The organism is Streptomyces sp. NPDC102259, assembly GCF_044766465.1.
Lineage (GTDB): Bacteria > Actinomycetota > Actinomycetes > Streptomycetales > Streptomycetaceae > Streptomyces.
Genome location: NZ_JBIWMA010000024.1, coordinates 24,405 through 37,324, shown reverse-complemented (window position 1 = coordinate 37,324; position 12,920 = coordinate 24,405). Strand labels below are relative to the sequence as shown.

11 protein-coding genes are annotated in these 12,920 nt (G+C 71.8%); 5 read left to right on the top strand and 6 right to left on the bottom strand.

Translation table 11 applies throughout. The features are described 5' to 3' along the window. Positions 1-5: 5 nt before the first annotated feature. The 6 genes from ACIRPU_RS36125 to ACIRPU_RS36100 all read right to left on the bottom strand — a co-directional run bounded on the left by ACIRPU_RS36125 (position 6) and on the right by ACIRPU_RS36100 (position 7,115). Entirely contained in the window at positions 6-458 is a 453-nt protein-coding gene (locus ACIRPU_RS36125) for an NAD(P)H-dependent oxidoreductase (RefSeq protein WP_355709431.1), read from the bottom strand. Between the two features lie 142 nt (positions 459-600). After that, a complete protein-coding gene (locus tag ACIRPU_RS36120) occupies positions 601-2,541 on the bottom strand; it encodes a DUF2264 domain-containing protein (protein ID WP_403874988.1) in 1,941 nt (646 codons plus the stop codon). A 23-nt stretch (positions 2,542-2,564) separates the two neighbouring features. Next, complete coding sequence (locus ACIRPU_RS36115) at positions 2,565-3,620, bottom strand: LacI family DNA-binding transcriptional regulator (protein ID WP_403874986.1); 1,056 nt, start codon at positions 3,618-3,620, stop codon at positions 2,565-2,567. 52 nt (positions 3,621-3,672) lie between these two features. After that, positions 3,673-5,322, bottom strand: coding sequence for an extracellular solute-binding protein (locus tag ACIRPU_RS36110; protein ID WP_403874984.1), 1,650 nt, complete (start codon positions 5,320-5,322; stop codon positions 3,673-3,675). 54 nt (positions 5,323-5,376) lie between these two features. Continuing rightward, complete coding sequence (locus ACIRPU_RS36105) at positions 5,377-6,264, bottom strand: carbohydrate ABC transporter permease (protein ID WP_403874982.1); 888 nt, start codon at positions 6,262-6,264, stop codon at positions 5,377-5,379. Beyond that, complete coding sequence (locus tag ACIRPU_RS36100) at positions 6,261-7,115, bottom strand: ABC transporter permease subunit (RefSeq protein WP_355709421.1); 855 nt, start codon at positions 7,113-7,115, stop codon at positions 6,261-6,263. The genes ACIRPU_RS36105 and ACIRPU_RS36100 overlap by 4 nt, the downstream gene beginning before the upstream one ends. A 340-nt stretch (positions 7,116-7,455) precedes the next feature. Here ACIRPU_RS36100 and ACIRPU_RS36095 point away from each other — a divergent pair, with 340 nt between their 5' ends. From ACIRPU_RS36095 to ACIRPU_RS36075, 5 genes are all read left to right on the top strand, one after another. Next, entirely contained in the window at positions 7,456-8,067 is a 612-nt protein-coding gene (locus tag ACIRPU_RS36095; protein ID WP_403874980.1) for a hypothetical protein, read from the top strand. A gap of 191 nt (positions 8,068-8,258) precedes the next feature. Then, positions 8,259-9,389 (top strand): LacI family DNA-binding transcriptional regulator, encoded by a 1,131-nt coding sequence (locus tag ACIRPU_RS36090; protein ID WP_403875125.1) that lies wholly within the window; start codon positions 8,259-8,261, stop codon positions 9,387-9,389. 296 nt (positions 9,390-9,685) lie between these two features. Beyond that, positions 9,686-11,083, top strand: coding sequence for an ABC transporter substrate-binding protein (locus ACIRPU_RS36085; protein WP_403874978.1), 1,398 nt, complete (start codon positions 9,686-9,688; stop codon positions 11,081-11,083). Between the two features lies 1 nt (position 11,084). Continuing rightward, positions 11,085-11,954, top strand: coding sequence for a carbohydrate ABC transporter permease (locus ACIRPU_RS36080; protein ID WP_403874976.1), 870 nt, complete (start codon positions 11,085-11,087; stop codon positions 11,952-11,954). Beyond that, on the top strand, positions 11,951-12,883 hold the full coding sequence (locus ACIRPU_RS36075) for a carbohydrate ABC transporter permease (protein ID WP_403874974.1): 933 nt from the start codon (positions 11,951-11,953) through the stop codon (positions 12,881-12,883). The genes ACIRPU_RS36080 and ACIRPU_RS36075 overlap by 4 nt, the downstream gene beginning before the upstream one ends. The last annotated feature ends 37 nt before the right edge of the window (positions 12,884-12,920 follow it).

Below are 12,920 nucleotides of genomic sequence, written 5' to 3'. Positions count from 1 at the left end.
GACCGTCAGGCCATCAGGCCGGCCGCGACCGTCGCGCCCAGTTCCCAGCAGGCCGCCACGTCCGCCTTGTCGGGTTCCCCGGTGACGGTGACCGGCTCGGCCGCGCGCCGCCAGCCCAAACCCGTGGTGACGGTCTCGATCCCGCGTACCGCGCCGGTGACGTCGTTGCCACCGTGCACGTAGTAGCCGAACGGCCGGCCGCGGGTGGTGTCGAGGCAGGGGTAGTACACCTGGTCGAAGAAGTGCTTGAGCGCGCCGGACATATAGCCGAGGTTGGCCGGCGTGCCCAGCAGGTAGGCGTCGGCTGCCAGGACGTCGGAGGCGGTCGCGGCGAGGGCGGCCCGGCGTTCGACGCGGACGCCCTCGATCTCCGGCGCCGTCGCGCCCGAGACGACCGCTTCGAAGAGCGCCTGGCAGTTGGGCGAGGGGGTGTGATGGACGATCAGCAAAGTGGCCACGGCACGGAACCCTGCCCGCTCCCCCGGCCCGGCCGCAAGCGACGCCACGCGGCCGGACAGGGAGGAGGGCAGGGGGCGGGGCAGGGGGCAGGGCAGGGGCCGGGCAAAGGGGGAGGGGGTCGCGCCCGCCGCGTGTCGGCCCTCACCCGGGATCGGGCACCGGCGTGACGGTCTCGGTCGTGCCGTCCGGGAAACGCACCTCCAGGGCGTCGTCGGAGACGAGGACCGCACCCGCGCCGGTCCGTACGTCCGCCGCGACGAGCGGGTCGGCGGTGAGCGGGTCGGCGGTGAGGACCACCAGCGTCGCCAGCAGTTGCGCGCCGCCCGGGTGCGGCGCGGTGAGGACCGGCACGGCCGAGTGGTCGCCGTAGGCGTTGTGGCCGCGGGCCCGGGTCACCTCGGCGATGCCGTCGTCCCAGCCGAACAGGCCGACGAGGGCCGAGGTGAGACCGTCGGTGCGGCGAGCCACCGCCCAGGCCTCGCCGGTCCGCGCGAGGGGCGGCGCGTCGTCGCAGGCCACCGCCCAGCCGCCGACCCGGACGGGCGTGCCGGCGGGGGCTTCGACACGGTGCACGCGGATCTCCCACGGCCCGCGCACCACGCTCGCGGTGGTGATGCGCAGATGCTCGTCGCCGTCCGGGCCGAGCGGGGTGTGCCAGGACGCCGCGGCCCGGCCCTCCGCGTACAGCGGGTGGATGCGGCCGCGACGGGACGGGCCCGTGGGGGCCAGCAGGGCGATGCGGTTGTCGGGGCCGGGTGGTTCGCCGGGGGGCGGGGTCTCGGGGGCCGTCGCGGTGGAGTAGGCGAAGCCCGTGTAGTGCGGACTGTCGTCGGACGGGGCGGGCGGCGGCGGGAGCCGGTCGGTGCCGTGGTTGACCAGGCGAACGATCCCGTCGGCGGCCGTGGAGTGCAGCAGCCATCCCGGCGCGGGCAGGGCCAGCTGCCGGTCGGCGGTGTCGACGGGGCCCGCTTCCTCCGGTGCCGTCCACACCGGGTGGTCGGCGGGCAGCAGCAGACCGAGGAAGGCCTTGCTCGCCCAGTACGGGGAGGCCGGCCCCGAGTACGGCTGGGTGACGGGCAGGTGGGGCCGGTACCAGCCGAGGCTCAACAGGCCTTGCTCGTCGGGCACTTGATGGTCGGTGAAGTGCTTCAGGGCGCCCGATGCGAGGCGTCGGGTGCGGCCGGGGGGCAGTGGGGTGGCGTCGGCGAGGGCGCCCGCCCAGAGCGGGGCGGCGGTGGCGTAGCGGTAGATGAGGGAGCGGCCCTGGTGGACGGGGGCCCCGTCGGAGCCGAAGAAGTACTGGTGGACGTCGAGGAACTCGCGCAGGTGGGCGCGGTGCGTGGCGACGCGGGCGGGGTCCGCGCGGTGGCCGGCGACGCGGGCCCAGAGGACGGGGTAGAGGTGCAGGGCCCAGGCGTTGTAGTAGTCGAACTTGCGGCCCTCGCCGTCGGTGTACCAGCCGCCGCCCCGGTACCAGTCGTCGAGGCGGTCCAGTCCCCCGTCGATCTCGGCGCGGTCGTGCGGACCGCCGACGGACGCGAGGAACTCCTCGGTGATGACCTGGAACAGCCGCCAGTTGGAGTCGTTGGCGGTGGCGCCGACGAAGCCGCCCAGCCAGGCGACCGTCATCTCCTTCGTCCTGTCCGGCAGTCGGTCCCAGAGCCAGGGGCGGGTCTCGTGCAGGGCGACGGCGACGGAGGCGGCCTCGACCATGGGCTGGCTCCGGTCGGTGATGGGCGGCCAGTGCTCCGGATGGCGCGGGTCGACGCCGGCGGCGAGACCGGTGGCGTAGCGCTCGATCAGCGTGGGGCCGACGGCTCCGCCCGAGCCCGCGATGCGGAAGGCGGCCAGGAGGAACGAGCGGGCGTACCCCTCCAGCCCGTCCGACCAGGCGCCGGAGTGACCGGTGCGGCCGGGCAGGCGGTACTGGGCGAGGCCGGGGCCGGCGTACGGCCGGAGCGCGGCGAGCAGCCGGTCGGCGGTGGCCTCCCAGTGGGCCCGGGTGTAGCCGGTGTGCGGGGACAGGTCGGGGTCGGGGGGCGGCAGTCGGCCGGCGTCGGCCGACAGGTGCGGCACGGTCATACGAAGGCGGTTCCTTAAGTCGGTCAGCGGGCGCGCCCGGGTGGGGGCGCGGCGACGCTGTCGCGTACGACGATGTGGGTGCCGAGCAGATGGTGGGTGGCGGCGACCTGATCGGTGTCGCGCAGGGCGATGCGCACGGCGGCGCGGCCGAGCTCCTCGGCGGGCGTGCGCACGGTGGTGAGGGGCGGGTTGAAGTCCTCGGCGAGCGGGATGTCGTTGTAGCCGACGACGGAGAGGTCCTCGGGGACGCGCAGTCCGGCCTCGGCGATGGCGCGCAGCGCGCCGGCCGCGACCATGTCGTCGCCGGCGAAGACGGCCGTGAACTCCGGCCGCTCCTTGAGCAGTTCGGCCATCGCGCGGAGTCCGGCGGCCCGCCCCAGCCCGCAGTCGACGACGTGGGCGGCCTCGGGCGGGAGCCCGTGTTCGGCGAGGGCCGCCCGGTAGCCGCGCACCCGGGCGTCCAGGGCGGTGTTGCCGGGCAGTCCGCCGAGGAAGACGATCCTGCGGTGACCGGCCGAGAGCAGGTGCCCGGTGATGGCGCGGGCCCCGGCCTCGTTGTCGAACTCGACGACGAGCGCGGGGATGCCGGGGTCGGGGGCGGGCCGCCCGCACAGCACGAGGCGGGCCCCGGCGGAGTCGAGGGCCTGGGCGTAGTGCGCGACCCGCTCGCGGTAGGCGTCGTCCTCGACGACCCCGCCGACCAAAATGACCAGCCGAGCGCCCTCCTCGCGCATCAGCTGGACGAATTCCAGCTCGCGCTGCGGGTCCCCGCCGGTGGTCCCGACCAGGCAGAGCCAGCCGTGGGTGGCGGCCTCCGCCTCGACGCCCTCGGCGACCTGGGCGTAGAACGGGCTGGTGACCTGGCGCACGACGACGGCGACCGTCTTGCGGCCGCCGCCGACGAGAGCACGGGCGTGGGCGTTGGCGACGTAGTCGAGGGCGCGGGCGGCGCGCAGCACCCGGGTGCGGGTGGCCGGTGGCACCGGGTAGTTGCCGCTGAGCACGCGTGAGACCGTGGCCACGGACACGCCCGCGCGTTCGGCCACCTCGCGGATGGTCACCCGTCCCTGTGCCGCCATGTCGTACCCCGTTCCGCTCGCCCGTGTCCGTTCCGCCGCTGCCGCCGCCGACTCAGGTGTTGGCGTCGTACTCCTCGGCGTACTCCCCGGCCATTCTGTCGCCGCCCCGCGAGCGCCATTTCCGTACCGCCTCGTCGTACTCCGACATCGGGGCACGGCCGGCGACGACGGCGGTGATCGTGTCGTCCATCAGGGCCTTGAGCGTGGCCCCCTGGGAGGTGTCGGTCGGGGACTTCAGGCCGAAGGAGGCGTTGCGGATCGCGACGGGTACGACCGTCCGCTGCCAGGTGTGCAGGGCGCGCACGGCGTCGGGCAGGCCCGGCAGGAACAGCACCTGAGGGCCCTCGGCCAGGTAGCGGAACGGCAGGTTGGAGACGTTCTCCACCTCGCCGAGCTTCGTCGCCCGCGGGGCGCCGTCCTCGCCCCGGGTGAAGTGGACGCCCTCCAGGCCGTAGTGGACGAGCTCCCACTCCTTGGTGCCGAAGGGCGCGGCGAGGTGGTCCAGGAGGCGCAACAGCATCTGGACGCGCTCCTTCCCGGCCTTCTTGAGGATCGTGTAGCCGAAGGAGCGGCGGGCGCCGACGATGCCGCCCGGGGTGCCGTCGACGCTGTACGGCAGGGCCGGCGCCGGGGTCAGCAGTCCCTCGGCGTCGGGGTAGCGGGTCTGGTAGGCGCCGAAGCCGTCCTGGAGGGCGGCGACGGTGCCGTTGAGGAAGAGGGTGCCGAGGTCCACCTGGGACATCGAGGTGGCGTCGGGGTGGTAGGAGCCGTTCTTGCGCAGCTGTGCCTGGAAGGCGACGGCGGCCTTGTAGCGGTCGTCGCCGTAGTGGGGGTGGAAGGTGCCGTTCTTGTCGACGGCCCAGCCGTTCGGGGCGTGGTGGGCGGCGGCGTGGACGGCGTTGCCGAAGAGGGAGCCGACGGAGGCGCCGAGCGCGTACCGCTTGCCGTGGGTGGCCGTGCGGGCGACGTCGGCGAAGTCGGTGGAGGTCCAGCCGGCTCTCATGCCGGCCTCGGTGAACAGGCCCTGGTTGAGCCAGAGGGTCGAGCCGGGCAGCGGGCGTTCGAGGGGGACGCCGTAGAGCCGCCCGCCGATGCGGCCCATGTCGCGCCAGGCGTGGGTGGGGACGCCCGCCAGGTTGGGGTAGTCCCGGACCGCCTCGCCGGAGAGGTACGGCGTGAGGTCCTCGGCCCTGCGCTGCACGAACTGGGCCTCGCGCGGGAGGGTGACCCCGGTGAAGACGTTGATGATGTCGGGCAGTGAGTCGGGGTCGCCGGCCATGACGGTGGCCATCTTCTTCTGGTAGTCGGCCTGCGGGACCACCGTGAACTCGATCTTCACGCCGAGGGCCTTCTCGACGGCCCGCCAGTACTGGTTCTCGGCCGACGCCTTGGGCGGGGTGCCGAAGGTGACGGTCAAGACCCTCACGGTGGAGCCGTCGCCGGGGGTGCGGGCGACCGAGGTGACGAGGGAGGAGGGGTAGGACGTGAAGCCCGCCTGGACGCCCGCGTCGGTGGGCGCGAGGTCGGCACGGGGGCCGGCGGGAGCGGCGTAGGCGGGCCAGGGGGCCAGTTCCTTGCCCGCGTTGGAGACGCCCTTGTCGTCCGAAGCCGTGGAGCAGGCGGTGAGCAGACCGGGGACGGCGACGGCGGCGCCACCCGCGGCCACGGAGCGCAGCAGCGTGCGTCGGGACATGCCGGACATGACGAATGACCTTTCTTCGGGGCGAGGTGCGGGGTCAGCGCTCGAAGTGCGGGGTCAGCTCTTGACGGCGCCGGTGAGCACGCCCTTGGTGAAGTACTTCTGGAGGAAGGGGTAGACGAGCAGGATCGGCACGGTGGCGATCACCAGCACGGCCATCTGGATCGTCTGCGGTGCGTTGACCGTGGCCTCGCCGGTGGTGGTGTCGGTGAGGCCGGAGCCGGCCACGACATAGGTGCGCAGCACCTGCTGCACCGGCCAGTGGTCGCTCTCGAGGTAGAGCGAGGCGTAGAACCAGGAGTTCCAGTACGCCACCGCGTAGAACAGTCCGACCACGGCGAGCGCCGCCTTCGACAGCGGCAGCACGATGGTCCACAGGACGCGCCAGTCACCGGCGCCGTCGAGACGGGCGGCCTCGTACAGCTCCTCGGGGATGCCCTGGAAGAAGCCGCGCAGCACGACCAGGTTGAAGACGTTGACCAGCACCGGAAGGACCAGGGAGCCGTAACTGCCCAGCAGGTCCAGCTCCTTGACCAGCAGGAAGCCCGGGATCATGCCCGGCGGGAAGAGGAAGGTGAACAGGATCAGCAGCAGGACCGGGCGGGCGCCGAACACGCCGGGGCGGGAGAGGGCGTAGGCGAGGGTGACCGTGCAGACGAGACTCAGCGCGGTGCCTACGAGGGTGACGCCGGCGCTGACGGCGAGGGCGTGGGTGACGATGCCGCCGTCGAGGATGTCCCGGTAGGCCTCCAGGGTGGGGTGCTCGGGCCACAGCACCCAGCCGCCGTTCGCCACGACCTCGCGCGGGGCGGCGAGCGAGGTCGACACGATGACGAGGAAGGGCACGCAGACCAGGAGGACGACCGTGGCGAGGGCGACGGCCTTCGCGGCCTGGGTGGCGGGCCGCGGCTTCTCCATCCAGGCGGGTCGGACGTGGGCGCTCACCTGTAGACCCCCTGTTCGCCGAGGCGGTGGGCGACCTTGTTGGCCGCGTACACGAGCAGGGCGCCGACCAGGCCCTTGAACAGGCCCGCAGCGGCGGCGAATCCGTAGTCGCCGCCGACGATGCCCCGGTAGTAGACGAAGGTGTCGATGACCTCGGCCGTCTGCGGGCCGACGGCGTCGCGCTGGAGCAGCATCTGCTCGAAGCCGACGGAGAGGACGTCGCCGAGCCGCATGACGAGCAGCAGCACGATCACCGGCCGGATCGCCGGCAGGGTGATGTGCCAGAAGCGCCGCCAGGGCCCGGCGCCGTCGATCGCGGCCGCCTCGTAACTCTGCTCGTCGACCTGGGAGAGCGCGGCGAGGAAGATGATCGTGCCCCAGCCGGCGTCCTTCCAGATCACCTGGGCGACGACGAGCGGGCGGAAGGCGTCGGGGTTGCCGACGATGTCGACGGTGTGCAGACCGGCGTCGCCGAGATAGCCGTTCACCATGCCCGTGTCGCCCAGGACCTGCTGGAAGAGCGCGACGACGATCACCCATGAGACGAAGTGCGGCAGATAGGCCACGGACTGCACGAAGCGGCGGACCGTGCTCCAGGTGAGGGTGTGCAGGAGCAGCGCGAGGCCGAGCGGGACGGGGAAGTAGAAGACGAGTTGGAGGACCGCGATCCAGAGGGTGTTGAGGACCGCGTCCCAGAACTCGGCGTCCTCGAACATCCGCCGGAAGTTGCCGAGGCCGACCCACGGGCTGCCCCAGATCCCGTCGAACGGCACGTACTCCTTGAAGGCGATGACATTGCCGGCGAGGGCGCCGTAGTGGAACACGAGGAAGTAGGCGAGCCCCGGCAGCATGAGCAGGAACAGCGTCCGATTACGCGTTCTCTGAAAACGTTTTCGCTCGTTCCGGCGGCGAAACGGACGTCGAGACGCGCCGCTCTCTTCCGTCTTACTGGGGTTCTCACGCAGCAACGTCGCCACGGAGTCTCCTCCCCTCAGGGGTCGAGTCGACTGAAGTTAAAACGTTTTCAGAGGTCGGGTCAACACCTCTGACAGAGGCAGGGCGTCAGCCGGGGCAGCGGAACCCGCGGCATGACACCCTGACATGACGGGTACTCAGGGACAGGCGCTCGGGTAGAGGCGCTTAGGTACAGACGCTCGAATACCGGCGCTCGGGGTACAGGTACTCAGGGACATGACACACGGAGACATCGCACGCAGGGAGACCAAGGTGCTCAGTCGGAGTTCGGTGATGGTGTGCGCGGCCGCGGCGCTGGCGCTGGCCGGCTGCTCGTCCGGGGACGACGGCAAGGCGGCGGAGCCGACGGACGAGACCGTCGTCACGGCGACCGTCTCCGACCCCCCGCCGTCGCCCGCTTCCCCCTCCCTCTCCCCCTCCTCGCCCTCCTCCGCCTCCCCCTCCGCGTCGGTCCCGGCGTCGGCGAGCCCGACGCCCGTGCCCGTCACCGGTCCGGACCAGAAGCTGGTGACCATGACCGTCAGCGGCGGCTTCGCCGGGGTGAACCGGGAGGTGATCCTCCGGGGCGACGGCACGGTACGGACCACCGACAGCGGCGAGTCCGCGGTGCGCCGCACCACGACGGCCCAGTTCACGACACTGCGCACGCTGCTGGGAGATCCGGCGCTCGCCGACGTCCCCGCCTTCGCGATCGACATGGGGTCGGCCGACAAGTTCCAGTACACGCTTCAGTTCGACGGCCGCACGGTCATGACGGACCGCTCCGCCGACGAGCCCGCGCTCGACCGCCTCATCGGCGCCCTGGAGAAGTGGCTGCCCACGAACTGACGCGCGCGGGCCGACGCCCCGTCGTGTGTGACAGATGCGTTCCCGACTCTTGACGGCCGTCTTATGACTGCGTAGACATGACAGCGCAGTCAGGCGACGATGTCTGGCATCATCGTCCGCACGTACGGCCACCGGGAGACACCGTGACGCGAGGAACAGGGCGGGGCAAGAACTCCGCGGCACCGCGCAGCGTGGACGTGGCCGGCCTGGCCGGCGTCTCGCAGAAGACGGTTTCCCGGGTTTTCAACGACGAGCAGTACGTCTCCGCCGAGGTGCGCAGGCGCGTCCTCGAAGCCGCCGAAGAGCTCGGCTACCGGCGCAACAACGCCGCCCGGGCGCTGGCCTCCGGGCGGACCCGTTCCATCGGCGTGGTGACGCTGGGCACCGCCCTGTACGGTCCCGCCTCACTGCTCATGGGAGTCGAGCGGGCCCTGCGGGACACGGGTTACGCGCTCCGGGTGGTCAACACGATGGAGGGTGACCCGGCGGGCATCGCCGGCGCCGTGGACTCGCTCCTCGACCAGGGGGTGGACGGCATCGTCATCTCCGAGCCGATCGACGAACGCGGGGCCGACGGTGAGGTCTCCCTCCGCGTCGACGTGCCGGTCCTCGTCCTCGGCGCGCCGTCCCCCGTCGCCGCGCCCACGGTCCTGACCGCGGGCGACGGAGCCGACCTGATGGCCCGCGCCGCCACCGAGCACCTCCTGGACCTCGGGCACACGACGGTCCACCACCTCGCCGGACCGCAGCGCTGGTACGCGGCCCGGGACCGGCTGGAGGGCTGGCGGACCACGCTGGCCGCCCACGGCAGGGACGTGCCGCCGGTCGTCGAGGGCGACTGGTCGGCCGCGTCCGGGTACGCCGCCGGACGGGCCCTGGCCGCCGACTCCACCGTCACCGCCGTGTTCGCCGCCAATGACGACATGGCGATCGGTCTGATCCGCGCACTGACGGAAGCGGGACGGCGGGTGCCCCAGGACGTGAGCGTCGTCGGCTTCGACGACGTTCCCGTCGCCGCCTATGTGGCTCCTCCGCTGACCACGGTCCCGCAGCCCTTCGACGCCGTGGCGCAGGAGGGCCTCAAGCGCCTGGTGCACACCATCGAGAACCCGGAAGCGGATCCGCTGCCGGCGAGCGACCCACCGGTCGACCTCGTCGTCCGGTTCTCGACCGCTCCCCCGCCGAACCGGACGACCCCGGCTCGCGGGCGACGCACCGCAGCCCCCTCCCGCACCTCGGCCCCCTCCCGCACCTCTGCCCCCTCACGCGCAGCCGCGCCCACTTCGCGACCGGCGGACGGAGGCCCCTCGACACCGCACTGAGCAGCACGAACCGACCCGGCCGACCACCCTCCTGGCCGCGCGCGTGACCCGAAGCCGAGCCGCTGTACCGTCCGCGCCCTTCGCCACCGGCCCGTTGCCGGAGCCGCACCGGGCCGCCGCTGATCGCGGCGGACCCCGATCCGGGTCTCCGACCTTCGAAGCCTCCGCCTTCCCCTCCTCAGCCTCGACCGCGTCGGCGTGTCAGCCCCGGTCGTCGCGCCCGCGCCTTCCTCCACCATGCCCGCGCACGCCCTCGCCAGGCGTGCCGTGACCATCGCCTCCGGCGGGAGTTCACCATGCCCCAGAACACGTCCACACCCCTGCCCGGCCGCTCCTCGATGAGCCGCCGGCTGTTCCTCACCACGACGGGCGCCCTGTCGCTCGGCGCCGCGCTCACCGCCTGCGGCGGGGACGACTCCGGCGGTTCCACCGGCTCCGGCAAGCCGATCGGGCAGGCCGACATCGACAAGGCGATGAAGACGCCCACCGAGCTGACCTTCTGGACCTGGGTCCCGAACATCGACAAGGAGGTCGCGCTCTTCGAGAAGCGGTACCCGGCCATCAAGGTCAAGGTGGTCAACGCAGGCCAGGGCACCCCGCAGTACACCAAGCTGCGCACGGCGCTGAAGGCCGGCAGCGGCGCCCCGGACCTGGTGCAGATCGAGTACCAGGCCATTCCGACGTTCACCATCACCGACAGCCTGCTGGACCTGCGGCCGTACGGCGCCGCCGCGCTCAAGTCCACCTTCGTGGACTGGACCTGGAGCCAGGTCAGCGGCGGTGACGGCGAGATATGGGCGATCCCCCAGGACACCGGGCCGATGGGCATGCTGTACCGGCAGGACATCTTCGACCGGCACGGTATCGAAGTGCCGGGGACCTGGGACGAGTTCGCCGCCGCGGCCCGCAAGCTGCACAAGGCCGACCCCGAGGTGTACCTCACGAACCTCGCGGCCAACCAAGTGGCCGCCTGGCACGGCCTGTTGTGGCAGGCGGGCGCCAAACCCTACGTGACGTCCGGCAAGAGCGACATCACCATCAGCGTCGACGACAGCGTCTCCCGGAAGCTCGGCGCCTACTGGGGCGGGCTCGCGAAGGAGGGAGTCATCGGCGTGGAGCCCGACTTCACCGACTCCTGGTACGCGGCGCTCAACAAGGGCAAGTACGCCACCTGGATCACCGCCGCCTGGGGTCCGGTCTTCCTCTCCGGCTCCGCGAAGGCCACCGCGGGCAAGTGGCGGGCGGCCCCGCTGCCGCAGTGGGACGCCGCCAAGCCCAGCTCGGGCAACTGGGGCGGCTCGACCACCGCGGTGATCCGCTCCTCCAAGAACCCCGTGGCGGCGGCGCTGTTCGCGCAGTTCCTCAACACCGACCCCGCGAGCGCGAGGATGTTCGCCACCGAGCAGTTCTTCTTCCCGGCGACCAAGGCCCTGCTGACCGACGCCGAGTTCGTGTCGGACGCCCCGGCCTTCTACGGCGGCCAGAAGGTCAACCAGGTCTTCGCCGACATCGGCTCCACGGTCAACTCCTCCTTCCAGTGGCCCCCGTTCCTCGACCAGGCGGCGACCGACTGGACGGAGACCGTCGGCAAGTCGCTCGCCGACGGGACCGACACCGTCCGCGCGCTCGGCACCTGGCAGTCACGGCTCACCTCGTACGCCGAGAACCAGGGCTTCACCGTCAAGGGGAGTTGAGATGAGCCGCCAACGGGTGGCGGGACCGCTGTTCGTCGCACCGTTCATGGTGCTGTTCCTGCTGCTCTTCCTCGCCCCGCTCGGCTACGCCGCCTATCTCAGCCTGTTCCAGGAACGCCTCATCGGCGGCACGGCGTTCGTCGGGCTCGACAACTACGCCCAGGCCCTGGGCGATCCGCAGTTCCTGCACGGCATCGGGCGCGTCGCGCTGTTCTTCGTGCTCCAGGTCCCCGTGATGCTGCTGCTGGCGCTGGCGTTCGCCCTGGCTCTCGACAGCGGTCTGCTCCGGCTCGCCCGTGTCATCCGGCTGGGCGTCTTCGTCCCGTACGCCGTCCCGAGCGTGGTCGCCGCGCTCATGTGGGGCTACCTGTACGGGCCGGACTTCGGCCCCTTCGCCCAGCTCGGCCGCGACCTCAGCCTGCCGGTCCCGGACTTTCTCGGCGACGGCTGGATGCTCGGCAGCCTGGCGAACATCGTGACCTGGGAGTTCGTCGGCTACAACATGATCATCCTGTACGCCGCCCTGCGCACCGTCCCCGAGGAGCTGTACGAGGCGGCCGCGGTGGACGGGGCCGGCGCCTGGCGCATCGCCTGGTCGATCAAGCTGCCGGCCCTGCGCCCGGCGCTGATGCTCACCCTGCTGTTCTCGGTGATCGGCAGCTTCCAGCTGTTCAACGAGCCGAAGCTGCTGATGACCATCGCCCCGGACGTGATCAGCAGCTCCTACACCGCGAACCTCTACGCCTACACGCTCGCCTTCACCGGCCAGCAGGTCAACTACGCGGCCACGGTGTCCTTCCTGCTCGGTCTCGTCATCGTGATCGCCTCCTACGCCGTCCTGCTCACCGCGAACCGCAGGAGGACCCCGTGACGACCACGATCCCCACGGCCACGATCGCCGAGCCGACCCGGCAGGCCCCCGCCACTCCCCCGGGACGCCGTCGGCGCGGGGCCCGGCGCAGCACCCCGCTGACGATCGCCATGCTGGCCGCCCTGGCCTACTTCCTGCTCCCCCTCTTCTGGCTGCTGATCGCCTCGACCAAGAGCACCCAGGACCTGTTCAACAGCTTCGGCCTGTGGTTCTCGCACACCCCGCAGCTGCTGACGAACGTCAGGGAGACCTTCACCCAGGACGACGGGGTCTTCCTGCGCTGGCTGGTCAACACGGTGCTGTACGCGGGCGTCAGCGCGGTCGGGGCCGCGCTGCTCGCGGCCGCCGGCGGGTACGGCTTCGCGAAGTTCCGCTTCCGCGGCGACCGCACCGCCTTCCATCTGGTGCTCGGCGCCGTCATGGTGCCGACCACCGCGCTGGCGATCCCGACCTATCTGCTCTTCGCCAAGGCGGGCCTGGTCAACACGCCCTGGGCGGTCGTCCTGCCCTCCCTGGTCAATCCCTTCGGCCTCTACCTCATGCGTGTCTACGCGCAGGACGCCGTCCTGGACAGCGTCCTGGAGGCCGCCCGCATCGACGGGGCCGGCGAGGCCCGGATCTTCTTCCGGATCGCCCTGCGGCTGCTGGCTCCGGGCCTGGTGACGGTGCTGCTGTTCACGCTGGGGGCGACCTGGAACAACTACTTCCTGCCGCTGATCATGCTCAACGACCCGGATCTGTACCCGATCACGGTCGGGCTCTCCTCCTGGGCCGCGCAGGCGCAGAACGGCGGGGCGGGCGCCAGCAGCGACATGCTCGCGCTGGTCGTGACCGGCTCCCTGATCTCGATCGTCCCGCTCGTCGTGGCCTTCCTGCTGCTCCAGCGGTACTGGCAGAGCGGTCTGGCCGCCGGTGGCGTCAAGCAGTAACCCCTTCCCCTCTTGTTTCCCTCGTTCCCCTTGCTTC